The organism is Myxococcus guangdongensis (assembly GCF_024198255.1).
In the GTDB taxonomy this organism is placed as follows: Bacteria; Myxococcota; Myxococcia; order Myxococcales; family Myxococcaceae; genus Myxococcus; species Myxococcus guangdongensis.
Genome location: NZ_JAJVKW010000025.1, coordinates 1 through 26,698, shown reverse-complemented (window position 1 = coordinate 26,698; position 26,698 = coordinate 1). Strand labels below are relative to the sequence as shown.

General features: G+C 70.0%; 27 protein-coding genes. 14 read left to right on the top strand and 13 right to left on the bottom strand.

Annotated elements, in window-relative coordinates:
- Positions 1-2 precede the first annotated feature (2 nt).
- The 3 genes from gap to LXT21_RS43075 all read left to right on the top strand — a co-directional run bounded on the left by gap (position 3) and on the right by LXT21_RS43075 (position 3,165).
- A complete protein-coding gene (gene gap, locus LXT21_RS43085; protein WP_254044084.1) occupies positions 3-1,019 on the top strand; it encodes a type I glyceraldehyde-3-phosphate dehydrogenase in 1,017 nt (338 codons plus the stop codon).
- Positions 1,020-1,032: 13 nt separating this feature from the next.
- Positions 1,033-1,725 carry a RibD family protein gene (locus tag LXT21_RS43080; RefSeq protein WP_254044083.1) on the top strand — a complete coding sequence of 231 codons (693 nt, stop codon included), beginning with the start codon at positions 1,033-1,035 and terminating at the stop codon, positions 1,723-1,725.
- Positions 1,726-1,806: 81 nt separating this feature from the next.
- Entirely contained in the window at positions 1,807-3,165 is a 1,359-nt protein-coding gene (locus LXT21_RS43075; protein ID WP_254044082.1) for a 3-oxoacyl-ACP reductase, read from the top strand.
- Positions 3,166-3,174: 9 nt separating this feature from the next.
- On the opposite strand, the gene LXT21_RS43070 is transcribed toward LXT21_RS43075, so the two are convergent.
- A complete protein-coding gene (locus LXT21_RS43070; protein WP_254044081.1) occupies positions 3,175-3,825 on the bottom strand; it encodes a TetR/AcrR family transcriptional regulator C-terminal domain-containing protein in 651 nt (216 codons plus the stop codon).
- Positions 3,826-3,871: 46 nt separating this feature from the next.
- Here LXT21_RS43070 and LXT21_RS43065 point away from each other — a divergent pair, with 46 nt between their 5' ends.
- From LXT21_RS43065 to LXT21_RS43035, 7 genes are all read left to right on the top strand, one after another.
- Positions 3,872-4,762, top strand: a complete 891-nt coding sequence (locus LXT21_RS43065; protein WP_254044080.1) for a M28 family peptidase — start codon at positions 3,872-3,874, stop codon at positions 4,760-4,762.
- A 74-nt stretch (positions 4,763-4,836) separates the two neighbouring features.
- Positions 4,837-5,121 (top strand): autorepressor SdpR family transcription factor, encoded by a 285-nt coding sequence (locus LXT21_RS43060; protein WP_046711902.1) that lies wholly within the window; start codon positions 4,837-4,839, stop codon positions 5,119-5,121.
- On the top strand, positions 5,121-5,795 hold the full coding sequence (locus LXT21_RS43055; protein WP_254044079.1) for an SdpI family protein: 675 nt from the start codon (positions 5,121-5,123) through the stop codon (positions 5,793-5,795). Before LXT21_RS43060 ends, LXT21_RS43055 begins: the two co-directional genes overlap by 1 nt.
- A gap of 110 nt (positions 5,796-5,905) precedes the next feature.
- Positions 5,906-7,120: an alpha/beta hydrolase family protein gene (locus tag LXT21_RS43050; protein WP_254044078.1), complete on the top strand. Its 1,215-nt coding sequence runs from the start codon at positions 5,906-5,908 to the stop codon at positions 7,118-7,120.
- A 55-nt stretch (positions 7,121-7,175) separates the two neighbouring features.
- Positions 7,176-7,487, top strand: coding sequence for a PadR family transcriptional regulator (locus LXT21_RS43045; RefSeq protein ID WP_254044077.1), 312 nt, complete (start codon positions 7,176-7,178; stop codon positions 7,485-7,487).
- Positions 7,484-8,638 carry a putative peptidoglycan glycosyltransferase FtsW/RodA gene (locus LXT21_RS43040; RefSeq protein ID WP_254044076.1) on the top strand — a complete coding sequence of 385 codons (1,155 nt, stop codon included), beginning with the start codon at positions 7,484-7,486 and terminating at the stop codon, positions 8,636-8,638. Before LXT21_RS43045 ends, LXT21_RS43040 begins: the two co-directional genes overlap by 4 nt.
- 62 nt (positions 8,639-8,700) lie before the next feature.
- Positions 8,701-9,630, top strand: a complete 930-nt coding sequence (locus LXT21_RS43035) for an alpha/beta hydrolase-fold protein (protein ID WP_254044075.1) — start codon at positions 8,701-8,703, stop codon at positions 9,628-9,630.
- On the opposite strand, the gene LXT21_RS43030 is transcribed toward LXT21_RS43035, so the two are convergent.
- Positions 9,608-10,429, bottom strand: coding sequence for an NAD(P)H-dependent oxidoreductase (locus tag LXT21_RS43030; protein WP_254044074.1), 822 nt, complete (start codon positions 10,427-10,429; stop codon positions 9,608-9,610). The genes LXT21_RS43035 and LXT21_RS43030 overlap by 23 nt on opposite strands.
- Complete coding sequence (locus tag LXT21_RS43025; protein WP_254044073.1) at positions 10,426-11,439, bottom strand: zinc-dependent alcohol dehydrogenase family protein; 1,014 nt, start codon at positions 11,437-11,439, stop codon at positions 10,426-10,428. Before LXT21_RS43025 ends, LXT21_RS43030 begins: the two co-directional genes overlap by 4 nt.
- Positions 11,440-11,513: 74 nt before the next feature.
- On the opposite strand from LXT21_RS43025, the gene LXT21_RS43020 reads away from it, so the two are divergent.
- Positions 11,514-11,858 carry a winged helix-turn-helix transcriptional regulator gene (locus tag LXT21_RS43020; RefSeq protein WP_254044072.1) on the top strand — a complete coding sequence of 115 codons (345 nt, stop codon included), beginning with the start codon at positions 11,514-11,516 and terminating at the stop codon, positions 11,856-11,858.
- Between the two features lie 2 nt (positions 11,859-11,860).
- Here the strand turns inward: LXT21_RS43020 and LXT21_RS43015 are convergent, their stop codons facing one another.
- On the bottom strand, positions 11,861-12,241 hold the full coding sequence (locus LXT21_RS43015) for a winged helix-turn-helix transcriptional regulator (RefSeq protein WP_254044071.1): 381 nt from the start codon (positions 12,239-12,241) through the stop codon (positions 11,861-11,863).
- Positions 12,242-12,327: 86 nt separating this feature from the next.
- On the opposite strand from LXT21_RS43015, the gene LXT21_RS43010 reads away from it, so the two are divergent.
- Positions 12,328-12,732 carry a DoxX family protein gene (locus tag LXT21_RS43010; RefSeq protein ID WP_254044070.1) on the top strand — a complete coding sequence of 135 codons (405 nt, stop codon included), beginning with the start codon at positions 12,328-12,330 and terminating at the stop codon, positions 12,730-12,732.
- 2 nt (positions 12,733-12,734) lie between these two features.
- Here LXT21_RS43010 and LXT21_RS43005 read toward each other — a convergent pair whose 3' ends face one another.
- The 6 genes from LXT21_RS43005 to LXT21_RS42980 form a co-directional block, all read right to left on the bottom strand.
- Positions 12,735-12,950: a hypothetical protein gene (locus LXT21_RS43005; protein WP_254044069.1), complete on the bottom strand. Its 216-nt coding sequence runs from the start codon at positions 12,948-12,950 to the stop codon at positions 12,735-12,737.
- A 386-nt stretch (positions 12,951-13,336) separates the two neighbouring features.
- Positions 13,337-13,627 carry a hypothetical protein gene (locus tag LXT21_RS43000; RefSeq protein ID WP_254044068.1) on the bottom strand — a complete coding sequence of 97 codons (291 nt, stop codon included), beginning with the start codon at positions 13,625-13,627 and terminating at the stop codon, positions 13,337-13,339.
- A 31-nt stretch (positions 13,628-13,658) separates the two neighbouring features.
- Positions 13,659-15,047, bottom strand: a complete 1,389-nt coding sequence (locus tag LXT21_RS42995) for a TolC family protein (protein ID WP_254044067.1) — start codon at positions 15,045-15,047, stop codon at positions 13,659-13,661.
- A gap of 137 nt (positions 15,048-15,184) precedes the next feature.
- Entirely contained in the window at positions 15,185-18,298 is a 3,114-nt protein-coding gene (locus LXT21_RS42990; RefSeq protein ID WP_254044066.1) for an efflux RND transporter permease subunit, read from the bottom strand.
- Between the two features lie 39 nt (positions 18,299-18,337).
- Positions 18,338-19,453 (bottom strand): efflux RND transporter periplasmic adaptor subunit, encoded by a 1,116-nt coding sequence (locus LXT21_RS42985; RefSeq protein ID WP_254044065.1) that lies wholly within the window; start codon positions 19,451-19,453, stop codon positions 18,338-18,340.
- A gap of 132 nt (positions 19,454-19,585) precedes the next feature.
- Positions 19,586-20,176, bottom strand: coding sequence for a TetR/AcrR family transcriptional regulator (locus tag LXT21_RS42980; RefSeq protein ID WP_254044064.1), 591 nt, complete (start codon positions 20,174-20,176; stop codon positions 19,586-19,588).
- A gap of 120 nt (positions 20,177-20,296) precedes the next feature.
- Between LXT21_RS42980 and LXT21_RS42975 the strand changes: the two genes are divergently transcribed.
- Complete coding sequence (locus tag LXT21_RS42975; protein WP_254044063.1) at positions 20,297-20,890, top strand: TetR/AcrR family transcriptional regulator; 594 nt, start codon at positions 20,297-20,299, stop codon at positions 20,888-20,890.
- 97 nt (positions 20,891-20,987) lie between these two features.
- On the top strand, positions 20,988-22,025 hold the full coding sequence (locus LXT21_RS42970) for an NADP-dependent oxidoreductase (protein ID WP_254044062.1): 1,038 nt from the start codon (positions 20,988-20,990) through the stop codon (positions 22,023-22,025).
- Here the strand turns inward: LXT21_RS42970 and LXT21_RS42965 are convergent.
- The 3 genes from LXT21_RS42965 to LXT21_RS42955 form a co-directional block, all read right to left on the bottom strand.
- Positions 22,012-23,193 (bottom strand): SMI1/KNR4 family protein, encoded by a 1,182-nt coding sequence (locus LXT21_RS42965; protein ID WP_254044061.1) that lies wholly within the window; start codon positions 23,191-23,193, stop codon positions 22,012-22,014. The genes LXT21_RS42970 and LXT21_RS42965 overlap by 14 nt on opposite strands.
- A 13-nt stretch (positions 23,194-23,206) precedes the next feature.
- A complete protein-coding gene (locus tag LXT21_RS42960) occupies positions 23,207-24,736 on the bottom strand; it encodes an alpha/beta hydrolase (RefSeq protein WP_254044060.1) in 1,530 nt (509 codons plus the stop codon).
- 137 nt (positions 24,737-24,873) lie between these two features.
- The gene (locus LXT21_RS42955; RefSeq protein ID WP_254044059.1) at positions 24,874-26,424 is read right to left on the bottom strand and encodes a pectate lyase; all 1,551 of its coding nucleotides are present in this window, start codon (positions 26,422-26,424) and stop codon (positions 24,874-24,876) included.
- Positions 26,425-26,698 lie beyond the last annotated feature (274 nt).

The window sequence follows — 26,698 nt, the reverse complement described above, 5'->3', positions numbered from 1 at the left end:
CAATGACCCGGAAACTCGCCATCAACGGCTTCGGCCGCATCGGCCGCTGCATCGTCCGCGCGATGTTCGAGCGCGGCATCAAGGACCTGGAGCTCGTCGCGCTCAATGATTTGACGGACGCCGCGACGCTCGCGCACCTGTACAACTACGACACCGTCCATGGCCGGGCCACGCACCGGGCCGAGGCGCGGGACGGGAAGCTGGTCATCCAGGGCCGCGAGATTCGCGTCGTCGCGGAGAAGGACCCGGGCAAGCTCCCCTGGAAGGAGCTGGGCGTGGACATCGTGCTCGAGTGCACGGGGCTGTTCACGGACAAGGAGAAGGCCGTCGCGCACCTGGCCGCCGGGGCGCGCAAGGTCATCATCGGCGCGCCGGCCAAGGGCCACGACGCGACCATCGTCCTGGGCGTGAACACGCAGGACTACGACGCGGCGAAGCACCACGTCATCTCGTGTGGCTCGTGCACGACGAACTGCCTGGCGCCGGTGGCGAAGGTGCTGCTGGACGGCTTCGGGCTCGAGCGCGGCCTGATGACGACGACGCACTCGTACACCAACGACCAGGCGCTGCTCGACGTGCCGCACCGCAAGGGGGATTTGCGCCGGGCGCGCGCCGCCGCGCAGAACATCATCCCCGCGTCCTCCGGGGCCGCCAAGGCGCTGAGCGAGGTCATCCCGTCGCTCAAGGGCAAGTTCGACGGTCAGGCGATGCGCGTGCCGACGATGGACGTCTCGCTCGTCGACCTCACCTTCGAGAGCACCCGGCCGCTCACGAAGGACGCGATTCACGCCGCGATGAAGGCCGCGAGCGAGGGGGCGATGGCGAACATCCTCGGCTACACGGAGGAGCAGCTGGTCTCCAGCGACTACCTGGGGGACGCGCGCTCCTCCATCTTCGACGCCACGCTCACCCAGGTGCTCGGCGAGCGCTTCGCCAAGGTCTTCGCCTGGTACGACAACGAGTGGGGCTTCTCGAACCGGATGATCGAGCTCTCCCAGCTCGTGGCCTCCAAGCTCTGAGAGGAGACGGACCATGAAGGACACGAAGCGGCCGTATGTCATCTGCCACATGGTCCCGTCGCTCGACGGACGCATCGTCACCAAGGGGTGGAAGCTGCCACCCCGGGCGATGTCCGAGTACGAGCGCACGGCGGAGACCTACGACGCGGATGCGTGGATGATTGGCCGCATCTCCATGGAGCCCTACGCCGGCAAGGCGAAGGTGCCCGCGCGCAAGGCGGGCGCGCCGATTCCCCGCGAGGACTTCATCGCGCGGCGCGACGCGGAGTCCTACGCCATCGCGCTGGACCCGTCGGGGAAGCTCACCTGGAAGTCGGGCTCCATCGACGACGAGCACGTCATCGCCATCCTCACCGAGCAGGTCTCCGACGACTACCTGGCGTTCCTCCAGGGCAAGGGCGTCTCGTACCTGTTCGGAGGCAAGGACTCGCTGGACCTGAAGAAGGTGCTCAAGAAGCTCCGGAAGGTGTTCGGCATCCGCAAGCTCCTGCTGGAGGGGGGAGGGAAGATCAACGGCTCCTTCCTGGCCGCGGACCTCATCGACGAGCTGAGCATCCTGGTGGCGCCCATCGCGGACGGCGGCGTGGGCACACCCGCGCTGTTCGACGTGGAGGGGAAGCGGGGCCGCGCGCGTCACCTGAAGCTGGTCTCCGTGGAGAAGCGCTCGGGCGATCTGCTCTGGCTGCGCTACAAGCCGAAGCGCTGAGCGCGAGGTCCGCTCGGCCCGGGGACTCCTGCTACGGTCCCCGGCGCTTCTTCTTCTTTCGTCTCCGGAGTCCCCCTCACCATGACCGACCGGCTCATGTCCCTGGCCCACAACCCGTTCACCCGTGGGCTCGTGAAGGCCCTCGGCCTGCCCCAGCCCACGCAGCTCGCGCGGGCCGAAGGGGGCTGGGCGGCGCAGCCCTTCGCGAACCGCGTGGTGGTGGTGGGCGCGGCCCCGGGTGGCTTCGCCGCGCGGAGCGCCCAGGCCGCGTTCACGGACGGTGGCGCCAGGGTGCTGGATGGTCCCCCCTCGGACGCCTCCCAGCGCGTGGACGCGGTCCTCTTCGACGCCACGGGCCTGGGCGGGCCCGAGGACATGCGCGCCCTCTATGACTTCTTCCACCCGCTGCTCCCCCGGCTCGCGCGCAACGCGCGGGTGCTGGTGCTGGCGGCGGTGCCGGACGCGGCCCCGAGCCCCGCGGCCTCCGCGGCGGCGCGCGGCGTGGAGGGCTTCGTGCGCAGCCTGGGCAAGGAGGTCGGCCGCCGCGGTGTCACCGCGAACGTCGCCTACGTGGCGCGCGGCGCGGAGGAGCGGCTGGCCGGCCCGGTGCGCTTCTTCTGCGGCGTGGGGAGCACCTATGTGTCGGGCCAGGCGCTCCACCTCTCCAGCGGCGTGCGCGCGCCCTCGGCCGTGCCGCTGCACGCGGCGTTGAGCGGCAAGGTGGCCCTGGTGACGGGCGCGGCGCGCGGCATCGGCGCGGCGACGGCGGAGCGGCTGGCCCAGGAGGGCGCGCGCGTGGTGTGCCTGGATGTGCCCGCGCTCGGGGACGCGCTGAATCAGACCGCCGCGCGCGTGGGCGGGGAGGCGCTCGCGTTGGATGTCACCTCGCCGGATGCGCCCGTGAAGCTGGTGGCCGCGCTGCGGGAAGGCTCGGGTGGGGTGGACATCGTCGTGCACAACGCGGGCATCACCCGCGACCGCACGCTCGCGAAGATGACGCCCGAGCAGTGGCAGCAGGTGCTCACCGTCAACCTCGCGGCCATCGTCGCGATGGACGAGGCGCTGCTGGGCACCGGCACGCTGCGCGACGAGGGGCGGCTGGTGTACCTGTCCTCCATCAGCGGGGTGTCGGGCAACTTCGGCCAGACGAACTACGCGACGAGCAAGGCCGCGCTCATCGGCTACGTGGCGGCGCTCGCGCCAGGGCTCGCCTCGCGGGGCATCTGCGCCAACGCCGTGGCCCCGGGCTTCATCGAGACCGCCATGGTGGAGAAGATGCCGCTGATGACGCGCGAGGTGGGGCGGCGGCTCAACTCCCTGTCCCAGGGTGGACAGCCGCGCGACGTCGCGGAGCTCGTCACCTTCCTGTCGAGCCCCGGCGCCCACGGCGTGACGGGCAACACCGTGCGCGTCTGCGGCCAGGGGCTCATCGGCGCCTGAGGCCGCGGGCTATCTCCGGGCGGGCTTGCGGCGCGCCTGGGTTGCCTCGAGCCCGGTCATCATCGCCTCCAGGCCCAGCTCGAACTCCTTCTCCACGTCGTGACTGTCCAGCACGCGCGCGATTTCGTGGACGCGTGGGAAGTCCTTCTCGCTGAGCTGTTGATAGGCGGGGTGTGACTGCGCGTCCTCGGGCTGGGGCGCGTAGCTGGAGAGCGAGTGGCCCACGACGAAGGCCATCAACACCTGTAGCGCGCTGAGCGCCTCGTCCGGACTGAAGCCCGCGGTGCGGAGCGTGTCGAGCACCGCCTCCACGTGGGCGATGGCCCCGGGCGTGACGGCGGCGCGTGTCGCGAACAGCGGCAGCGTGTTGGGGTGCGTGCGCAGGGCCTTGCGCAGCGCCTGGGCCCGCTCCCTCAACGCCACCTGCCAGGTCCCCGCGCGCTTCGCGGAGTGCACCTCGGCGAGCACCGTCTCGAAGAGCCCGTCGAGGATGGCCGCCTTGTTGGGCACGTGGTTGTAGAGCGACATCGCCTCCACGCCCAGCGCCTGACCCAACCGACGCATGGAGATGGCCTCCAGCCCCTCGCGGTCGACGATGTCGAGCGCCGCGCCCAGGATTCGCTCCCTCGAAAGGGGTTCTCGTTTGTTCGTCTGCTTCATGTCGGCTTGACGGACTTACGCCATAAGCTTACGTTGTAAGTCAATCATGGTCATTCGAGAGCGAGCAGCGGAAGCGGTGGTGCCATCTCCCGACAGGGCGGCCGTGGAGGCCGAGACGCGGTTGCTCCGGTGGGTGGAGCACCTGGCCATCCCCCGTCACTTCGTCGTGAACGCGCGCAACAACGCCTGGGTTCGAGACGCGCTGGCGAAGGCGTTCGAGCGGATGGGGCTCGAGGTCCAGCTCCAGGGGCGCTACGGGAACGTGGTGGCGCTGCCCCGGGGCGCGAAGGGGCGCACGGTGACGTTCGTGGCCGCCCACTACGACAGCGTGCCGAACTGCCCCGGCGCGGACGACAACGCGAGCGGGCTGGCGGTGATGCTCGAGTGTGCCCGCGCACTGGCGCTCAGCGGTGCGGGGGAGGGCGTCGGCTTCCTCGCGTTCAACGCGGAGGAGGACGGGTTCCTGGGCAGCTACGACTTCGTCACCCATGGCGTGCCGGCGCTGCCGTGCGGGCTCGGCACGACGCACGTGCTGGAGATGGTCGGCTTTCGCGAGCGCTCGGGCGTGGCGCAGGCGCTGCCGTTGCCGTGGGTGCCCAAGGGCCTGCGCTCGCCGGACTTCCTCGGGCTGCTCGCGAAGGGGCGCTCCAATGTCGCGGTGGACCGGGCCCTGGGCTCGGACGCGGCGGCGGGGCTGCGGTTGATGGGCGCGAAGACGTGGGGACCGCTCTACCGCTTGCTGCCCGACCTGGCCCGCAGCGACCACGTCCCGTTCTGGCTGGCCGACCGCCCGGCGGTGCTCTGGACCGACACCGCGAACTTCCGCAACCCCCACTACCACCGCGCCACGGACACCCCCGACACGCTGGACCCTTCGTTCATGCGCGAGGTGTCCGAGCTGCTCGTCGCCGTCGTCTCCGCCGAATCGGCCGGCTGAGCCCGTGCCTCCGTGGCTTGACAGGGGTTCGGAAATCATTATTTTGAAAGTCGTCAAACAATCGAAAGGTCCTGATGCGGACGCAGGAGGTCTTCAAGGCGATCTCGGATCCAACGCGGCGCAAGGTGCTCAAGCTCTTGCAGGGGGGCTCGAAGAGCGCCGGTGAGCTCGCGGAGGCGTTCGACATCACGAAGGGCTCGCTGTCGCATCACTTCAACGTCTTGAAGGCGGCGGACCTGGTGCGCAGCGAGCGACGGGGACAGCAGATCGTCTACTCCCTCAACACCACGGTGTTCGAGGACGTGGCGGCGCTGTTGATGGACCTCTTCAAGGTCGAGAAGAAGAACGGAGAGCCGTGATGCGAATCAGCCGCGCGAACGCAGTGGGTCTGGGGTTCGTCATCGTGTCGTTCGCGATGGCGGCGGTGTTCTACGAGCGGCTGCCAGACTCCATCCCCACGCACTGGAACGCGAAGGGCGTGGCGGATGGCTACACGGCGAAGCCCTGGGGGCCCTTCATGCAGCCGCTGGTGATGGCGGGCGTGTACCTGTTGATGCGCGTGCTTCCCCGCATCTCACCCCGGGGCTATCGGATGGAGCGGTTCCAGTCCGTCTACGAGTTCGTCGTGGCGATGCTGCTCGCGTTCCTGTTCCTGGTGAACGGGCTGGTGCTGCTCGCGGGGCTGGGCGTGGAGGTGCCCATGGCGCGTGCGCTCCACGCGGGGACGGGCTTGCTCTTCATGACGCTGGGCAACTTCATGGGGAAGGTCACCAAGAACTTCTTCTTCGGCATCCGCACGCCCTGGACGCTGGCGAACGACGAGGTCTGGCTGCGGACGCATCGGTTGGGCGGGAAGCTCTTCGTGCTCGCGGGCCTCGCGCTCGTCGTCACGGGGTTGATGGGGGCCGGGCCGGAATGGGTGCTCGTGCTCGTGGGCGTGGTGGTCGTGATTCCGGTCGTCTACTCGTATGTCATCTCGCGTCGCCTCGAGGGCGGTTCGACGAATGACGAAGGCACCCCGCGGTCTCTGTGAGGGGAGGAAACATGCGTCGCGTTCGAGGGTCGATGCTCACGGCTTGCGTGCTGCTCGGTGGCTGCGCGAGCTCGTCGTCGTCACATGCTCCCGAGGTGGTGGCCCCTGTCATGCGTGACGCCGATACGACGGCGGGCGATTTCCTGACCGCGATGGGGAGTCGAGACTTCGTGGCCGCGACCTCCAGGTTGGATGCGAGGGCGAAGGCCGCGCTGTCGCCGGAGAACCTCGCGCTGGCCTGGGACACGCAGCTCACGGCGCTGGGCCCATTGTCTTCGTGGTCCATCGTCCAGCGCGCGAAGAAGGGGGAGCACGACGTCCGGGTGGCGCTGCTGAAGTTCGAGCGGGGCGAGCTCAACGCCGTCTTCGCCATCGTCCCCGAGACGCAGGAGGTCGCCGCCATCCACCTCGTCCCCGCGCAGGCCGCGCCACCGGCCACCGTGTCCGTCGCGCCGTACGTCGATGCCTCGGCCTTCCGGAGCGAGGAGGTCTCGGTGGGGAAGGCGCCGTGGGAGCTGCAGGGGACGCTGACGGTGCCCGCGGGCGCGGGGCCCTTCCCGGGCATCATCCTGGTCCATGGCTCCGGGCCCCATGACAGGGACGAGACGCTGGGGCCCAACAAGCCGTTCAAGGACCTGGCCGAGGGGCTCTCCTCGCGAGGCATCGCGGTGCTGCGCTACGACAAGCGGACGCTGCGGTACGCCAGTCAGTTCGCCAACGGCATCTCGATGGATGACGAGGTCGTCGTCGATGCCGTCGCCGCCGTGGAGGTCCTCAAGGCCCGCGCGGACATCGACCTGAAGCGAATCTTCGTGGTGGGGCACAGCCTGGGGGCCTTGCTGGCACCGGAGATCGCCGTCCGCGCCGCCCCCGTCGCTGGAGCCGTCCTGCTGGCACCTCCAGGGCGCACGCCCTGGGACCTGGTCCTCGCGCAGCTGCGCTACCTCGAGCAGCCTCCGGAGCTCATCGCGGGCGTCGAGAAGGACGTGGCGCTGCTGAAGGCGGGGAAGCTCGGCGACAAGAAGCTCCTGGGCGCTCCCGCCGCGTACTGGCGGGACTGGGCATCGCGAGATGGCGTCGCGATGGCGAAGAAGCTCGCGCGGCCTCCGCTCATCCTGCGCGGTGAGCGCGACTACCAGGTCGTCGAGGAGGACCTGGCGGTGTGGCGCAAGGGGCTGCCCTCGGCCGGGGTGGTGACGATTCCAGGCAGCAACCACCTGTTCATCCAGGGCACCGGCAAGCCAAACCCCGCCGAGTACCAGCGGCCAGGGCACGTGGACGCGCGGGTGGTCGACCAGGTCTCGGCCTTCATCGCGGGTCGATGAGCCAGGGCGGGGAGGGGGCCTTGACTTTAAATCTACATAGGTAGATTTAAGGGGCATGCCACGAACCCGCGCCTTGTCGAACCACGCCCGCGCCGTGCTCGCCGCCTTGCTGGACGCAGGGGAGGGCTGGTCGCACGGGTATGAGCTGTGTCGGCTCGCGGAGGTGAAGTCGGGCACGCTCTATCCGCTGCTGATTCGCCTCGAGGCGCAGGGCTACCTCGAGGCCGAGTGGCAGCAGCCGGAGGAGGGTGGGCGGCCGCCGAGGCACGCCTATCGCCTGACCCAGACAGGGGTCCAGCTCGCGCGGGACAATCCGCCGGACGGCAAGGTGGCGACCCGCCGCGGTCTTCGCGAGGTGCCGACATGAGCGTCCGCTTCCAGCGTCGCGTGGCGGAGCTGTTGTGCGCCGCCTTGCAGTTCCTCCTGCCACCGAAGCAGCGCGACTGGGGCCTGGCCATCCGCGCGGAGCTCGCGGAGATTGCCGAGGACTCCCAGGCGCTGTGGTTCGCGCTGGAGAGCTTCCGTGGGTTGGCGCCGCGTGCCATCGGCCTGCTCCTGCTTCAGCCCTTCCTCTCCCTGCTGGGCGTCGTCGTCCGGGTGTCACGCACGCGGGGTGGCCTCGGCCCGGAGGCCGTCGGTGTGCTCTGCGCGGTCGGCGCGGTCTGTCTGGGGCTCGTCTACATGACGCTCGCGGGGGCGCCCGCCCGCTACCTCGGCGGCAACGTGGGGGCGCTCGTCATCGGACTGGTCCTGTGGGCCCTCGTCCGTCGCGCCTCGGCGCCCGTCGGTCGCGGGGCCGGAGCGCTGATTCTCGGGCTCTCGGGCCTGCTGCTCGCGACCTCGCTCCTCGGCTTCCGCGTCGAGGGCGCCTCTCGCTGGGTCGGGTTCGGTGGCGTGTTCCTGCAACCGAGCCTCATCCTGCTGCCGCTCATGCTCGTCGGCTACTCCCGGACGCGCACGCCGCTCGCGACCCTCGGAATGGTCGTCGCCGCGCTGGCGATGGCGCTCCAGCCCGACCGGGCGATGGCGGCCATGATGACCCTGGCGCTGGCGACCGTCGCGGCGACGCGTGTGGACCGGTCGACGCTCAGCGCCTTCGCGGCCAGCCTCCTGGCGTTCGTGGTGACGCTGCTGCGCCCCGACGCGCTCCCGGCCACTCCCTTCGTCGACCAGATCCTCTTCTCCTCCTTCGCGGTCCACGCCCTCGCGGGCCTCGCCGTCGTGGCCGGCCTGGGCCTCCTGCTCGTCCCGGTGATGATGCGGCGTGTGTGTGGAGAGGACGGCCGCACGGCCTGCTTCACCTTCGGGGCGACCTGGCTCGCGGGGATCCTCGCCGCCGCGCTCGGAAATCATCCGACCCCGCTCGTGGGCTACGGCGGCAGCGCGATCCTCGGCTACCTCCTGAGCCTCGCGCTCCTGCCGAGGCCCGTGCGACGACAGGGGGCTGGCTCGACGAGCGCGGCGCCCGACAAGCCGCTGCCGTCGCGCGACCTCCAGACGAAGCTCACGCTGGCCTAGCCGGCCCCGGCGGGGACACGCGCATCCGTCGTAGCAGCACCCCTCCCACCGGATGACCATCCATGACCATGCCTCGCCTTGGGCGGCGGGTTCGATACCTGCTGCCCGTCGTCTTGCTTTCCCTCGTGCTCGGGTTCACCTGGACGGAGCTCACGCGCAGCCGTGGCGACCAACGCTCCTCCTTCACGCCCGCGAGTCAGCGATGTGATTCGGAAGGGCCCCTGCGCTACTGCGTCAACACGGCCGTCGGGGGGACCAACGGAGACATCGTCTATCACCTCCACGGGCGCAACCTCGATGAGGCCCTCTGGAACGACGACACCTACTTCACCGGGATGTTGCAGGCGCGCTGGCAGACCGCGGGCGTCTTGCCTCCCACGGTCATCACCGTGTCCTACGGTCCGACGTGGCTCCTGACGCCGAAGGGGAAGCAGGCGCAGAGCGGCCTGCTCGAGGACTTCATGTCACGGCTGCCCGCGCTCGAGGACCAGGTGGGACACCCCCGGCGGCGAATCCTGCTGGGGGAGTCGATGGGCGGGCTCAATGTCCTCATCGCGGGCCTCACCCATCCGACGCGGTTCGCGAAGGTCGCGGCGCTGTGTCCGGGCGTCTACACCGACACGCCGTTCTCCTCGCTGGGCGCCATCCGGGCCACGATGGCGCGCACCGGGGCCAGTCCGAAGATCGTGTTCGGTGTCTGGCTGTTGGCGCGCAAGTACGTGGCGGACGAAGCCGAGTGGCGCCGCGTCGCGCCCCTGGACCTGGTCACGCGACTGGGGCCCGACGCTCCGGAGCTCTACCTCTCCTGCGGCCTCTACGATGCCTACGGCAACTACGAAGGCACCGAGCGCCTGGCCCGACTTGCCCGCGAGCGGGGAATCCAGACCGAGTGGCATCCCCTCTATGGCGGCCACTGTGCGTCGGACGTGGCGTCGCTCGCGGACTTCCTCGTGAACGGGTCGGCGCAGCTCAGCCAGACATCGTCGAGGTGAGGCGGGTCTGCTCCGGCTCCCCCGGCTGGAGCAGGTGGATGCGCGTGCCCGCCGCGCCGAGTCCGAGGCCGGGCTTCAACACCTGCTGGGTGTCGTAGTGCCCGCCGTTCTGCCTGCGGAACGGGATGGGCGCGTCCGTGAACAACCCCTCCAGCCGTGCCTTGTAGGCCTGCTCCACGGAGGGCCACTCCTCGGGCGTGAGCCGGTCCGACATGTAGAGGCTGAACGGTGGGAGCGCCTCCATCCCCGGGTAGTAGATGACGCCGTGCTGGATGGGGAAGAGCAGGTCGTCGAGCGCGCCGTTCACCCCGCGGTCCGTGTAGTGCGGCGCCCGCCCGCCGATGGTGACGGAGAGCATGGCGCGGCGGCCCGTGAGGGTGCCCTCGCCGTAGCGGTCTCCCCAGCGCTCACCGCCGTGGACGCCCACGCCATACGCGAACCCGTAGGCGAAGACCCGGTCGACCCAGCCCTTCAGGATGGCCGGCATCGAGAACCACCACAGCGGGAACTGGAAGATGACGGCCTGGGCCCAGAGCAGCTTCTCCTGCTCGGCCACGACGTCCGCGCGCTGGGTGCCGCCCGCGAACGCGACCTTCGAGGCCCGGGCGTAGGCCAGCCGCTCCCCCTCGGGATGCGCCAGGAAGTCACCCGCATCGGCGGTGGCCTTCCAGCCCATCGCGTACAGGTCCGAGACCCGCACCGTGTGCCCGAGCTGTGTGAGGTGGCTCACCGCCAGGTCCTTCAGCGCGCCGTTGAGTGAACGCGGCTCGGGGTGGGCGTAGACGATGAGGACGTTCATGGGAGGCTCACCACGACCTTGCCCAGGTGCTGCGCGCTGGCCAGGTACTCCCAGGCGGCGCGGGCGTCTTCGAAGGGGAACACGCGGTCGATGATGGGCTTGATGCGGTTGTGCTCCAGGGCGGCGACGAAGCGCTCGAACATGGAGACCGAGCCCACGTAGACGCCGTGCACCGTCTGCCGCCGTTGGAACACCGCGCCCAGGTTGACCTCACCCCGGCCTCCGGTGAGCACGCCGAGCATGCTCATGCTGCCGCCGTAGCGCAGCGCCGCGGAGGACTGGTCGAAGGTGGCCTGTCCGCCCACGTCGACCACCAGGTCCACGCCCCGGCCGCCGGTGAGCGCCTTCGCCCGCTCGCCCCACTTCGCGTCCGCGCGGTAGTCGATGACCTCCTCCGCGCCCAGCTCGCGCAGCCGCACCGCCTTGTCCGCGCTGCTCGACGTCATCAGCACCCGCGCGCCCGAGGCCTTCGCCAGTTGGAGCGCGAACACGGACACGCCGCCCGAGCCCTGGAGCAGCACCGTCTCACCCGGCCGGAGCGAGGTGACCTCGAACAGCGCCTGCCACGCGGTGAGCCCGGCGCAGGGGAGGGTGGCCGCCTCCTCGAACGAGTACCCCTTCGGGATGCGCACCCAAGCGTGCTCGGGCAGCACCACCTCCTCGCGCAGCATGCCGTCGGCGAGCGAGCCGCCGAGCGCGCTGGCGTGGTGCGCGTCGCTCAGCTCACCGTCGACCCAGTGGGGGAAGAAGTTGGCCATCACCCGGTCGCCCACCTTCCAGCGCGTGACGGCCGAGCCCACCTCCACCACCTCGCCCGCGCCATCCGAGACGGGCACGCGTGGGGAGGTGAGGTTCTTCTCGGCCCCCCGGGTGATGAGCAGGTCGCGGTAGTTGAGCGACACCGCCCTGACGCGGACCTTCACCTCGTGCGCGCCCACGCTCTGAGACGGGCGCTCGGCCCGCGTGAGTGCATCGAACCCCGGCCTCGGCTGCAGTTCCCATGTCTTCATGGTGCAGACGTACGTTTCGGGTTATTTCTCCGCAAGTACGCACAAGTTTGGTCAGTACGCACAAAAAGGGAACCATGGCTCGCAAGCGCGACGATGACTCGAAGACGAACTGCGCGGTGGAGGCCGCCCTCGGCGTCATCGGTGGGCGCTGGAAGGGCGTGGTGCTGTACTGGTTGTTGAAGGGTACGCATCGCTTCGGAGAGCTGCGCAAGCGGCTGCCGAACTGCAGCCAGCGCATGCTCACGCTCCAGCTTCGGGAGCTGGAGGAGGACGGGCTCGTCAAGCGCACCGTCTACCCGGAGGTGCCGCACCGCGTGGAGTACGAGCTCACCCCGTTCGGCCGCTCGCTGGAGCCGGTGCTCCTGGGCCTGCGCGATTGGGGAGACCGGTACAAGCGCCGCTTGCAGCGCGCGGCGTGAGGTCAGGGCGTCGCGCGCTCGAAGCTCTCGCGGGCGCGCTCGATTTCCGGCCGGTTCTGGTGGGCCCAGCGGGCCAGGGCGCTGACGGGGTCGATGAGGGTGCGTCCCAGCGCCGTCAGCACGTAGTTCACGCTGGGGGGCTTCGTGGGATGGACGGTGCGTTTGACCAGGCCATCGCGCTCGAGCCCGCGCAGGGTGTGGGTCAGCACCCGCTGGGAGATGCCCTCGATGGCGCGCTTGAGGTCGCTGAAGCGCACGGCGCCCTCGGAGAGGTTGACGATGACCATCACGCTCCACTTGTCGCCGATGAGGCTGAGGATTTCGCGCATCGCGACGCAGTCCTCGTAGCTCAGGGTCATCTTTCCGTTACCTGGTGACTTCAAGGTGCCTCCTTGGCCGGCGCCAGACGGTATGCGACAGAGCCTGGGTCCGGTGCGCGGAAGTCATCCGCTGCGCCAGGAGGAAGGCCATGACGACTCGGGCTGTCGGCGGCGGAAAGCCGTCCAGGGCGCTCTCGGTGGGGCTGTGGAGCGTCCAGGTGTTGCTGGCCCTGCTGTTCGTGGGCACGGGGCTCTGGAAGCTCTTCACGCCCGTCTCCCAGCTGGCCGCGATGATTCCCTGGGCGGGACAGGTGCCGGGAGCGTTGTTCCACCTGACGGCGGTGGTGGACCTGTTGGGCGGGCTCGGCGTCCTGCTGCCCTCGCTCACCGGCATCCGCCCGAGGCTGACGGCCTGGGCCGCGCTGGGCTGCGCGGCGCTCCAGGTCAGCGCCATCGTCTTCCACGTGTCACGCGGCGAGGCGGCGAGCACGCCCTTCAACGTCCTGCTCGTCGCGCTCTCGCTCTTCGTCTTCTGGGGCCGCCGCTCCGCGTGAGGCTACTGCGCTCCGTCGGGCCGCAGGTAGAGCATCCTCAGCATCGACGCGGTGTGGACGAGCGCCGCCGCCGTGCTGGCCTCCGTGGAGGGCACGAGGTCGGGCGAGGTTGCCTCCTCGATGAGGCGGGCGCGGGCGTCCTCCATGAATCCGACGGTGTCCCGGGGTTGCTCCTTGCTCTCCTCGCGCGTGTTGCTGGTGTCGATGACATGGAGCATCAGCTTGCGACACAAGTGCTCGGTGGCCGCGTAGGCCTTGATGGCGAAAGAGACTGGATGGCGGCCGGGAGGAAGGGGAGCGCCGGCCCGGGCGGGGGCGCGGGGGTTTGCATGGAGAGCCGATGCACCTCCTCCTCCGCGAGCTCGCGGGGCTTCTCGATGTACGTGGGACGCGTGCAGGCGGGACAGATGACGAGCAGCGACTCCAGCGCTCGTGAGTCCTGCACGCCCTGGGAGAGGGTGCCTCGCGTTGCCGAGACCTCGGTGGAGCACCATGCGCACCAGTATGCGTGGGGGTGTTCGAGGTCTCGGGGGTGGTCGAAGCGGGCGTCGGGAAAGGGCGTGAGGAACATGGTTGCTCGGCGGACGGGCGACTGCTGATTCTCTCACAGGTCGTCTCCCCGGGGCGCGACGAACGGGACGCCGCACGCGGGGCAGGTCCGGGCGCTCGCCGCTCCACCCAGGTATGTGTTGCAGCGGGGGCAGCGCCAGACCAGGAGCACGGGCACCACCGTCGCCACGATGGCGCCCATGAGCAACGCGCCGAGCAGTGACGCGTGCTCCTCTGGCCAGGGGAGGAAGGACAGGCTCAGCAGGCCTGTCGTCACGACGATGGCGCCATTCAGGACGCGTCGGCGCGCCCTGAAGCGCGCGGCGACCTCCGGGTCGAATGTCATGGCGGGCTGCCTCCTTCCTGGAGTCTTCGGACTACGGCTTCGCCAGCGAGTGGCCGGTGGGGTCGAACAGGCCCATCGCCCGCGCCAGGGCCAGGCGTGACAGCTGCACGTTGAGCGCCTCGGCCACGGAGGAGAGCTGCGCGCCGGCGAGCGTCGCGTTGACGTCCGTCACCTGGAGGTACGTCGAGGCGCCGGCATCGAAGCTCTCCTTCGCCAGCCGCGCGCTCTCCACGGCCAGCTTCACCCGCTCCTCGGCCGTGGCCAGGTTGACCTCGGCCGTCTCCAGCTCGCCGCGCGCCTTGCGCACCTGGTCGCGAATCTGCTCCTCCGCGCCCCGCAGGTCGGCGTTGGCTTCCGCGATCTTGCCGGAGGACTCGCGCAGGTTGGCCTCGCGCAGCCCGCCGTCGAACAGGTTCCAGGACAGGGCCAGCCCCGCGGTCCAGGTGGTCGTCTGCCCCGTGAGGCCCGCGGTGTTCGTCGCCGAATAGGCGCCCGTGGCGTGCAGGCTGGGGAGGTACTCGGCCAGGACCTGCTTGCGGCCGCCCCGCGCCACGTCCACGTTGATGCGCGCGGCGGCGACATCCGGGCGTCGCTCCAGCGCGGTCTTCTCCGCGGAGGCCGCGTCCTTCGCCTCGGTGGGCACCGCGACGGCGGTCTCCTGGGGCGGCGCGACGTCGAAGTCCACGGGGCGCCCGAGCAGCGCGGCCAGCGCGCTCTTCGCGGTGGCGTAGGCGTTGCGGCTGCGCACCACCTCCTGCTCGGCCTCCTTGCGGTCCAGCGTCGCGCGCAGGACGGCCAGCCGCTCCACGTCGCCCACCTCGAAGCGGTTCTGCGCGTCGCGCTCGAAGCCCCGGCGGACCTCGAGCAGCTGCTCCTGCACGGCCATCGCCTCGCGCAGGCTGGCGGCGCCCAGGTAGGCCTGGGCCACGGCGAAGAGGGTCTCGCGGCGGGTGTTCTCCGCCGTCAGCTCCGCGGCGCGCTCACCCAGGTAGGCGTTCTTGATGGCGGGCCACAGCCTGGGCACCAGCAGCGCCTGCTGCGCGTTGAGCTGCCCGGCGAGCTGGTTCTGCTTCTGGAGCGGGATGGGGTCCGGGACGCCCGGGAGCGTGAAGGTCAGCTCCATGGGGAAGCGGGTGTACGAGCCGCTCGCGGTGATGCTCGGCAGGTATCCGGACCAGGCCTTGTTGCCCAGCTCCCGCGACTGCTGGAGCCGCGCGCGGGCCGCGTCGAGGCTGGGGCTCTGCTTCTCCGCGAGCTCGAGCGCCTCGGTGAAGGAGAGCAGGGGGAGCGTGGCCTTCTGGGCCGCGGGAGCCTGCTCCTGGGCGGGCGCGGAGCGCACCGGCGCATCGGGCGCCGCCTGGGGTGCCGGTACGGGGGCCTGGGTCAGCAGGACGCTGGTGACGAGAGCATGGAGGAACATGGTGGAGCCTGGGGTGAAGCGGGCGCACGACGGGCGTCGCGGCGCCGGAAAGGAAGCCGAGGGATGGAACGTGAGAGGTGCAAGGGGCGGAGCCCTGAGCGGGGCTCCGCCTTCAATCGGACGCGGAGGGGCTCAGGTCAGTGCGAGCCCTCTTCCAGCAACTGGACGCCGGCCGCGCCCGGAGTCGTCACCGGGTCGGTGGCGGGCGCCCGGCGCTTGAATCGCTCGACGACCCCGTCCAGCAGCGAGTAGACGACGGGCACCACCACCAGCGTCAGCACCGTGGAGCTGATGAGGCCACCGATGATGACGAGCGCCATGGGCACGCGCATCTCGGCGCCGTCTCCGCGCGCCAGCGCCACGGGCACCATGCCGGCCACCATGGCGATGGTCGTCATCAGGATGGGGCGCAGACGCACCGGCGCCGCCTCCAGCAGGGCCTGTCCCGCGCTCTTTCCGGACTCGCGCAGCTGCTGGGTGAAGTCGACCAGCAGGATGCCGTTCTTCACCACCAGGCCCATCAGCATGATGACGCCGATGAGGGCGAACATGGACAGCGCGCTGCCCGACAACAGGAGCGCCGCGATGGCGCCGATGAGCGCGAAGGGCAGCGACAGCATGATGGTGAAGGGGTGGATGTAGCTGCCGAACTGCGCCGCCAGGATCATGTAGAGCAGCAGGATGCCCAGCCCCAGCGCCATGCCGAAGGCGGCGGCCGTCTTGCCCATCTCCTTCGCGTTGCCGGCGAAGTTCGCCTCGACGCCCGCGGGGAGCGTCTCTTCGGCCTGCGCGGTGAGGTAGGTCATGGCCTCGCCCAGGGAGTAGCCCGGGGCCAGGTTCGCGAGCAGGGTGATCTGCCGCTTCTGGTTCTGCCGGTCGATCTGCACCGGGCCCTCGGACGGGATGATGTCCGCCACGTTGCGCAGCTCCACCAGCTGTTCGCCGGAGGTGCGCACGGTGAGCTGCCCCAGCGCCTCCTCGGAGGCGAGCGTGGCCTCGGGCAGACGCAGCTTCACGTCGTACGTCTCACCGCCCTCGCGGTAGGTCATGAACTCGTCGCGGCCCAGATAGGCGCGCAGCGCCTGTCCCACCTGGGCGGCCGGCACGCCGAGCTGCGCGGCGCGCTCCCGGTTGATCTTCACGTCGAACTGGGGCTTGCCGCTGCGGTACGTCGAGTCCACGTCCGTGAAGTTCGGGTTCGTCTTCATCGTGGCGACCAGCTTCTCGCTGGAGGCGACGAGCTGCTGCCAGTCGGTGCCGCGCAGCATGAACTGCACCTCCTGGTTGCGGCTGCCACCGCCGATGTCGGAGACGTCCTGCACGGAGGTCAGCACGCCGGACCGCCCGGGCAGCGCCTCGCGCAGGCGGACCTTGAAGGTCTCCTGGTCGAAGGCCCGCTCCTTGCGCGGCACCAGGTTCACCAGCACCTCGCCCTTGTGCACCTCCTCGAGCGTGCCGCCGCCCGCCGTGCTGAAGGTCTCCTTCACGCCCTCCAGCGTGCGCACCTGCGCGGCGACGTGATTGAGCTCCCGCTCGGTGTCCTCGAGCGTGGCGCCCACGGGCAGCTCCAGCGTCACCTTGACGGCGCCGTTGTCGGCGGGCGGGATGAAGGTGAACTTGAGGAAGCTCGCCATGCCCAGCGTCAGCACGAGCACGCCCACGGCCGCGACGAGCGTCAGCCCGCGCCGACGCAGCACGCCCTCCAGGATACGGCGGTAGCCGTTCTCCATGCCCACCAGCACGCGCTCGATGGCCGCGCTCACCTTGTTGGTGGGGCCGTGCGAGTGGCCCTTGAGCAGGCGGCTGGAGAGCATGGGTGTGAGCGTCATCGACACCGCGTAGGAGATGAGCACCGCCACCGCCACCGTGACGCCGAACTGGTAGAAGAACTGGCCAATCATCCCCTCCATGAAGGCCACGGGGACGAACACCGCGACGATGGCGAGCGTCACCGCGAGCACCGCGACGACGATCTGCTGGGTGCCCTCCAGCGCCGCCTGCATGGGCGTCTTGCCCTCCTCCAGGTGCCGGACGATGTTCTCGATGACCACGATGGCGTCGTCGATGAGCAGGCCGATGGAGAGCGTCAGCGCCAGCATGGTGATGATGTTGAAGGTGAAGCCGAGCATCGCCATCACCGCGAAGGTGCCGATGACGCTCACCGGCAGCGCGATGGCGGACACCAACGTGGAGCGCAGGTTGCGCAGGAACACCAGCACGATGAGCACCGACAGCGCGCCGCCCAGCAGCATGTCGAACTGCACCGCGCTGATGGACGAGCGGATGTTGGTGGAGTTGTCGCTGATGGTCTTGACGTCCACGCCCTGGGGCAGCGAGGCGTTCAGCTCGGCGAGCGACTCCTTGACGCTCTCGGCCACCTGCACGGTGTTGGCGCCCGACTGCTTGCGCACCACCAGCGCCAGCGCGGAGCCGGTGTCCGAGCGGGCCAGGCCCCGCGCCTCCTGGGCCCCGTCCACCACCGCCGCCACGTCGCGCACGCGCACCGGGGTGCCGTTGGGGCTGGCGATGATGATGTTGCCCAGCTCCTCCACGCTCTGCGCCTCGGCCGTCAGCCGGACGATGCGCTCACGGCCGCCCTGCGTGGCGCGGCCACCGGGCAGGTCCACGCTCTGCGCCGCCAGCGCCTGGCTCACGTCGCCCACGGCCAGGCCGTAGCCGCGCAGCCGCTGCGGGTCGACCACCACCTGGATTTCGCGCTCGCGGCCACCGACGACGTCGATGCTGCCCACGCCCGCCTGGCTCTGGAGCGCGGGCTTCACCACGTCCTCCGCCACCCGCGTCAGCTCCTCCACGGGCAGCGCGCCGGTGAGCGACAGGGTGAGGATGGGCGCCGCGCCGATGTCGAACTTCTCGACCACGGGCGTCTCGATGCCGGCGGGCAGCGAGCGCAGCGTGGCCTGCACGCGGTCCCTCACGTCCTGGGCCGCGACGTCCACGTTGGTGCCCAGCTTGAAGCCGATGGTGATCTGACTGACGCTCTCCAGGTTGATGGAGTTGAGCTCGTCCACGCCGTTGAGCGTGTTGAGCCCCTCCTCCAGCGGCTTGGAGACGTTCTCCTCGATGGACGCCGGGTCCGCGCCGGGCAGCAGCGTGGTGATGGTGACGTACGGGATGTCGACGTTGGGGTACTGGTCCACGCCGATGCGTGGATAGGCGTACAGGCCGAAGACGACGACCGCCGCCATCAGCATGACGGTGAAGACGGAGTGTTTGATGAAGGTCTTGAGCATGGCAGTGGCGAGCGGTGAAGAGGGGAGGGAAGAGGAGCGCTACTGGACGACCTGGAGCGCGGTGCCGTTCTGCAGGGGCAGGCTCGCGTCCGCGACGACGCGCTCCTGGATGCCCAGGCCCTGCACCACGCGCACGTAGCCGGGCAGCACGCGCTCCACCTTGACGTCGCGGCGCTGGGCCTTGCCGTCCTGCACCACCCAGACGAAGCCCTGCTGACCGCGCGCGTTGACGGCCTGCGAGGGGAGGAACAACCCCGCCTGTCCCGGCGCCTCGTCGGTGGCGAGCGTGCCGGAGAAGTCGAGCTCCACCAGCGCGCCCGCGCGCAGCGTGGGGCCCTCGCCCTTCGAGGGCACCACGTCCGCGAGCACCTCCACGGTGCGCGTCTGCGGGTCGATGACGGCGCCCAGGCTGCGCACCTTCGCCTCGAACGGCGCGCCGGACGGGTTGAGCGCGCCCTTCACCAGGGTGCCCACCTTCACGCGGTCCACCAGGGCCTCGGGCACCGGCGCGCGCACCTCGAGCGCGTGCGGGTTGACGAGCCCGAAGATGGCCGTGCCCGGCGTCACGTAGTCGCCCTCGTTGCGCGAGCGGCTGGTGATGACGCCGTCGAACGGCGCGGTGAGCGTGGCGTCGCGCAGCGCCTCCTGCGCGGTGGCGAGCGCCGCGGCGGTCTGCTCCGCCTGCGCCTGGGCCTGTCGGTAGCCGACCTCCGCCTTGTCGAGCGAGGCCTTCGCCAGGCTGCCGGACTGCGCCAGCGTCCGCGCGCGCTCCACCTCCGTCTTCGCGCCCTCCATCGCCGCGTCCGCCGCGGCCCGCGAGGCCTTCGCTTGATTGACGGCGAGGCGCGCGTTGGTGGCGTCGAGCTGCGCGAGCACCTGGCCCTTCTTCACCGGGTCGCCCACGTCCACCGCGATGCGGGTCAGGGGGCCGGTGCCCTCCGCGCTCAGCGTCGCCTCCTGTCGGGCGCGCACGTTGCCGGTGGCCTGCAGGACGCTCGCCTCCAGCTTCGGCGCGGGCGCCACGGCGCGCACGCCCACGGGCTTCTGCACCACCTGCGCGGAGGCCGCCGGAGGCGTGGCCTTGCCCCCACCGCACGCCGCTCCAGCCACCACCGCCGCCACCACCACCGCTGCCTTCAAGGTCGTCTTCGTCATCGCTTCTTTCCTCGTCGAGGGGCCTGGGAGGCCCTGGAATCCGGCACTGAGTGACTGGATTGGTTTTCTGGTCAGTCGTGGACGTGCGAAAGCCCACTCCGCCCGAGGGCAGGGGGGCGCTGTGGGAGGGCTTCAGCTGGTGGGGAGCGGGGGGACGGTGAGGCCGCGGATGAAGACCTCGAAGGAGGCGTCGAGGGCCTTCTGGGACTGCTCGTCCGGCTCGGAGGTCATCATCCAGGGGCCCAGGCACGTGATGAGCTCGACCATGCCCCGGGCCACCTCTCGTGAGTTGTTCAAGTGGAACGCGCCCTGGATGACACCGTTCTCGATGAGCGCCGCCAGGACGCTGGTCTCGTCATCCATCATCTTGGGAATCATGTGGGCGGCCGCCTCGCCGAGCTCGAGCAGGGTGGCCATCTCGATGCGCTGGCCCGTGGGGGAGCGGGTGTTCTGCTCCATCCGGCAGCGGATGTAGACGCGCAGCTGCTCCACGGGCGTCTTCGCGTCGCGCAGCCGCGCCCGGAGCTCGGACAGGCTGGCGGCGACCTCCTGCTGGGCGCAGGCCTCGAAGAGCGCCTCCTTGTTCTCGAAGTGCAGGTAGATGCTGCCCTTGCCCACCCCGGCGCGCTTGGCGATGTCCTCCACCGAGGCCTTCTTGAAGCCGTAGCGGCCGAAGACCTCTCCGGCGGCGTTGAGGATGGCGGTGCGTGGGTCAGAACTCATTGACCGGATATGTAATCCGGTCATCCGGTCAGCGCAAGCCCTTGGCGCCTCTCCTCGTGGCTGCCTGCCCTACGAAAGAACGACTAGACGACCGGTCTACTGGCCGTTAGCCATGGGCGCATGAGCGCGAGCGGGGCCTCACAGGACGTCCGGCGGCACATCCTGGACGCGGCGCATCCGTTGCTGGTGAGCAAGGGCTTCACCGCGGTGGGGTTGGCCGAGGTGCTGGCGGCGGCGAGGGTGCCCAAGGGTTCGTTCTATTACTACTTCGGCTCCAAGGAGGCGTTCGGCGAAGCGGTGCTCGACGCGTACTTCGCCGACTACCAGTCGCGGATGGAGGCGCTGCTGGCGGCGCCGGGTTCGTCCGCGCAGCGGCTGATGGCGTACTTCCAGGACTGGCTCGTGTCACAGACGGACGCGTCGGCCACGAGCCGCTGCCTCGTCGTGAAGCTCGGCGCGGAGGTCTGTGACTTGTCCGAGAGCATGCGCGCGGCGTTGGAGCGCGGCACGAAGGGCGTCATCGACCGGCTGGAGCGCTGTCTCGACGCGGGGCGCGAGGACGGCTCGCTGTCGGCGCCGGAGCCCACGCGGGCGCTGGCGCTCTCGCTGTACCAGACGTGGCTCGGCGCGGGGCTGCTCGCGAAGATCTCCCGCGACCGGACACCGCTCGACACGGCGATGGCCGACACGCGGCGGCGGCTGGGCATCACCTAGGTCTCTTCACCTCGTCGGCCGGTCCGCGCGGTGCTCGCCGCGGCGTGGGCTCGTGCGCGTCGAAGTCTTCCCCGCCACACCCCAGGAGTCCGCAGCCATGAGTCAGAGCGATGTCCGCAACCGTCGAGTCGTCCTCGCCGCGCGTCCGCGTGGGCTTCCGACGCCCAGCCACTTCCGCATCGAGGAGACGGCCGTCCCCACGCCGGGCGAAGGACAGGTGTTGCTGCGCACCCTGTACCTGTCGCTCGACCCGTACATGCGCCCGATGATGAATGAAATCCCTCCGGCGTATGCCGATGCCTCGGTCGCGGTGGGCGCGCCGATGGTGGGCGGCACCGTCAATCGCGTCGTCGCCTCGCGCAATCCCAGGTTCCGTGTCGGCGAGCTGGTGCTCGGCAACGCGGGCTGGCAGGGCCATGCGCTGTCGGATGGGCAGGACCTGGTGGCGCTGGGAGCGATGAAGCAGCCGTCGCTGGCGCTCGGGGTGCTCGGCATGCCCGGGTTCACCGCGCACGTGGGGCTGCTCGACATCGGCGAGCCCAAGGCGGGGGAGACGGTGGTGGTGGCCGCGGCGACGGGGGCGGTGGGCGCGGTGGTGGGGCAGGTCGCGAAGTTGAAGGGCGCGCGGGTGGTGGGCATCGCGGGCGGCGCGGACAAGTGCCGCTACGCCGTGGAGCAGCTGGGGTTCGACGTGTGCCTGGACCGGCGCGAGCCGAAGCTGGCCGAGCGTCTGGCCGCCGCCTGCCCGCGTGGCATCGACGTCTACTTCGAGAACGTGGGCGGTGCGGTGTTCGAGGCGGTGGTGCCGCTGCTCAACCACCACGCGCGCGTGCCGCTGTGCGGGACCATCGCGAGCTACAACGAGGAGGCGCCGCCGCCCGGTCCGAACCTGTTGCCGATGGTGATGTCCGTCTTCCAGACGAAGCGCATCCGCGCGCAGGGCCTCATCATCCTCGACCACTACGGCCCGCGTTACGACGCCTTCCGCCGGGACATGGAGGCGTGGGTGGCCGAGGGCCGCGTGAAGCTGCTCGAGGACACGGTCGACGGACTGGAGAACGCACCTGGGGCGTTCATCGGGATGCTCCAGGGGAAGAACGTCGGCAAGCTCGTGGTGCGCGTCAGCGAGGGATGAGCCTGACGGGGAAGACGTAGCGGCCTTCCTCGGGGGCGCGTGGGCCCCGGTCCCTCTGTTCGCCGACGATGCGGGTCCATTCGTCGGCCCGGTGCCTGCCTCCGAACGCGGAGGCCAGCACGCGGTCGATGTCCTCGGGGGACGCCACGTCGAAGCGGATTCCCTCGATGCGGACCTGTCCCTCGAAGAGGAAGGGGAGGTCATGGCCCCCCTGTGAATAGCGCGCCTCCCAGCGCACCGTCAGGTCCGCGCCGGAGCGCTCCAGCACCGTCAGCCGGTTGCCTCCCAGCGAGGGGGCGTCCGTGCCGAACCACGCATCCCAGGGCTCCTCCTGTCCCACGACGAGCCCGGGCCACTCCGCGAGCGTCGGGTGTCGCCCCTGGTTCGCCTCGGTGACCGGCATCGCAGCGGCGTACGGCGCCGGCTGTCCGTCTTCGTCGGAGGTCGAGTCGACGCGAAGCTCCAGGTCGTACCGCGCAGTGGCCCGGTCCGGCTGATAGCGGTAGCTGGGAGTGCCCTCGTCGCGGAGCAGCGTGGTGACGCGGATGTCCAGCCGCGCGGCCTCCACGGCGTGCCCATGTCCGGCCAGCACGAGGGGCCTTTGTGGCGTGGGGGCGTCCGCTGGAAGTTTCTCCAGCGATTCGGCAGGGAGCGACTCCTTAAGGGGCGGGGTGAAGAAGCGCGGCTCCTCGGGCAGGGGCACGAGCCGGGCGAGGAACTCACCGAAGGACGCCGCGCAGACGCTCGGCACGTAGAGGTCCGAGGTCTCGGTCTCCGCGTTGATGTCGAAGAACCAGACGGTTCCCCGAGGTGAGTCGGGCCGGTCGTCGACCTGCAGGCCGAAGCGGTTGACGCTGCCGCGCTGCTGCGTGAAGACCAGGATGTCCATGGGGATGTCCGTGCCCCCGAGCCGGAGCGGAGTCCAGTCGTGGTCATGCAGCCCGAGCAGCTCGTCGATGTGCACCTCGTCCCCGAGCGCGTCCCGGAGCCCCGTCGCGCAAGGGTCCAGGAAGAGGCCGTTGTACGCGACCAGCACGTCACGGAAGTCCGAGGGCAGGGGTTGGGGAAGCCCCGCTTCGAATCGCTCCAGCCGCTCGCGGGTGAGCTGGGGGTTCTGCGAGTTGCGCCGGGCTCGCGACGCGAGGGCCGGGGGGAGGGCGGACGGCATCAACCCATTCTACTCAGGGGCGTTGGGTCGCCGTGCCCGCTTTCGCGCCCGCGGGAGGCGGGAACGCGGGCAGCGGGAACTTGGGCAGCGGCAGCGTCACGTGGTGCGGAAGGCCCGTCATCTTCCCCGTCTTGAGGAACTCATACACGGCCTGGCTCGCGGCCTCCTCGCTCCGCAGGAGGTAGAAGGCGCCGTCGTGGCCGCCTCGGTGGGTGAGGATGGCGTGGCCGTTGGGGAAGTACGGCAGGAGGCCCAGCGTGTTCTCGATGGGCGTCGAGGTGTCCCAGTCGCCGTGCACGAACAGGACGGGAACGGGGCTCGCGATGGGCTTTCGCACCTCGTCGCCGATGTCCTGGGTGGGCCAGTCGTCCGCCGAGGCGAAGTTCGCCTCGAAGTTCCACGCACCCAGGAACTCGACGGCGGGGTCGGTGCGCAGCTGGTGCTCACGCTCGGCGGTGGTGCGCAGGCTGCTGTCGATGAGCGGGCCGATGAGCTTGTTCTTGCTCGCGGCGCGCTGCTCGATGACCTCGCGTGCCCACGCCTCGTAGTGCCCGTGGTACAGCGAGAGGATGAAGGCCGGCCATTGCTCGCCCTCCGTCGTATGGGAGAGCAGCGCGAGCTGCAGGTCCTCGAGTCCCAGCACCACCGTCTGGGACTTCCCCGCCGCGTCGCGCACCTCCACGCGCACCGGCTCCTGGGCGAAGCGTTTGCGCAGCGTGCGCACCGCCTCCATCAGCCCGCCCGCGGGGCGGTACGGCGCGAGCCCGGCATCCTGGTCCGCGTCGTAGGCGATTCGCTGGAGCGCGGCGAAGGCGTGCGAGGGCATGTCGAAGGCGTTGTTCAAGGGCTCCACGCCGGACAACACGGCGCGCGCGACGATGTCCGGGTGCAGCCGAATCACCGCGAGACTCCACTGAGAGCCGAAGCTGCCGCCGAACAGGCTGATCTTCTTGTAGCCGAGCGCGCGCCGCAGGGCGTCCACGTCCGCGGCGAGCTCACCGACGTTGTACCCAGACAGGTCCTTGCCGGAGTGCTCGGCGACGGCCCGCTTCGCCAACGCGCGCATGGCCTGGGCCTCCGCGTGGATGGACCCTGGCTGCTCCAGGGGAAGTGCGTCGCTCGTCGACTCGAGCATCTCCCCACGCCGGGTGTAGCCGCGCTGTTCGAGGACCACCACGTCGGCGCTCCGCTCACTGAAGTTCGCCCACAGGCGTGCCTTCCCCCGGGTGGCCGGGTCGTTGTCGGTGAGCGAGCCGAGCACGCTCAGGCCCGGTCCTCCCGGCAGCCAGAACACGGGTGGAGCCCCCGTGGGTTTGGCCGCCTTGATGCGGGCGAACCCCACTTCGATGAGCCGGCTGTCCGGCTTCTTTCGGTTCTCCGGGACGTAGAGCGAGCCCATCTCGTACGCGATGCGCTTGCCCGGCTCGAGTTCGACGCTGCCGCGCTCGATGACCACTTCGCCCGGTTTGCGCTGTGCAGCCCAGGCTCCTGGTGTCGGCAGGACGAACAGCAGGCACGGCAGGACACTTTGCCACGACGGCATCGATGAGAAAGCGCGCATTGGAGGGGACCGGCCCTGGAGGGTGCTCATGGATGGACGGCGTCCAGTGAAGTTTCCGGGGCCGGAAATATTCCGGCAGGGCCCAGAATCCGAGGCCCCAGCGTGGTATCAGGGATGCATCAGTAATTCCACGCGGTGCAGTCGGTGGTGGTGCGCGTGACGAACTCCGCGAGGGTGCGCAGGTTCCGCACGAAGGTGCTCGTGTCGAGGTAGTCGCCGGGCGTGGCGCCGCTGCGAGGTCCGCCCGGGCTGTAGGTCGTGAGCCACTTCTCGTTGTTGACCGCGGCGTCGACGGCCTGCGCCGTGTCGTAACGCAGCTGCTGGCAGGAGCGCTTCATCGCGGTGGTGTCACTCGCCAGCCGGACGTACTCGGCGCGGAGGGCGGCGAGCTGCGAGGGGACCTCCCAGGCGTAGTTCTGGTAGGTGGGCGGCGCGGAGGAGAAGCGGACCGGGTAGCCGCCGGCCTTCACCGTGTAGAAGCCGATGTTCGACGGGGCCGTGTCGTCGAGCTCGATGTAGCGGTGGATGAGCGTGTCGTTCGCGAAGTCGACTGTCTCCAGATAGGCGAGGGCGGTGGCGACGGCGTCGCGGTTCGCGGAGACGCTCGGGTCCAACTGGTAGAGGCGGAGCAGGGCCCACATGACGTCCTGGCTCTCCTGTCCGGCGATGGCGGGAGCCTCCCAGCTGCGCGCCCAGCGGGGCTGCATCTGGCCGTCGTACTGCTGCGCCCAGGCGGGCTGGGGCTGGGGCATCTGCGCGCGGCGCAGGAAGTCGCCGAAGGCGGCGCGCATGGATTGATACGTCGCGGCCCGAGCGGGGTAGAGCTCCTGGGCCCAGTACAGCATCTCGACGAAGGCCGTCGCCAGGTTGTCGTTCAGCGTCGGGTCATCCCAGTACTCGGTGGTGTACGCGTTCGCGTGACACTGGGCCAGACCGCACGAGGTCCCGATGGACGGAGGGTAGCTGGCCACCAGCGCGGGCCGGGCGGCGACGGGGGCGGAGAACCCCTGCGGGAAGCCGCCGTGCGTGGGGTACTGCGAGGTCTCCATCCGCGCGCGGGCGTACGCCGAGGCGCTGGAGATGTCCGCGTTCGCGAACCCGAGGAGCTGGTCCACGCGCATCATCGCGATGAGCGCGTTCTGGGTGACCTGGTCATCGTAGGCGGTGGTGGTGCAGCCGCCGCAGCCACAGCTGGCGGTGGTGTTGAGGTAACAGGCCCGCAGCGTCGGCGTCGGCTTGAAGTCCGCATAGAGGCGCCAGCCTCCCGACTTCACCTGTCCGTGGCGCAGCGCCATCGCCGTGTCCAGGGCGTAGGTCTTGAGCGCGGGCGTGGCGGGGTCGGCGAGCGCCGCCTCGACGAAGGCGATGGCGACGTCCGACGTGCCCGGGGACTGAATCATGATCTGCTCTTCGTCGAGCTGGATGTCCCCCCAGCGCTCGCTCAGGTTGCTGGCGTTGTGGTGCCACGCGTAGCCGCCTCGCCGCGCGACGTTGTCGTGGAAGTACTTCGCCGCGTTCCGCATGCGCCCGAGCGCCTTCGAGCGCAGCGGCGTCACGGCCGCCTGGGCCGCCTCACCCGTCTGGGCTTCACCGTCCGGCGGTCCCTCCGTCGGAGCGCAGGCGAACATCGAGAGGAGCGGCAGGAGCAGGAGTTTTGTGGAGGGGGGCATGCGGAGAGTTCTCGAAGAACGTCGGAGAAGAGACAGGATTCAACTCGTCATGGCTCAATCCCTCCTTCGATTCAACGGCGCGGCGCTCTTTGCTTCATGTCGCCATGACGACAACGTCGGCGGATGACTACCGGCGACCTGAACCAGGGTTCGTCATCGGCGATCCCTTTACGGACCCGATGGGAGTAGCGGGACCAATCTACGGAAGGAGTCCTCTCGGTGGATGTCGAGCGTTCGCACTTCCGAGAGAACCTCCTCCATGAAAAGCCGTAGG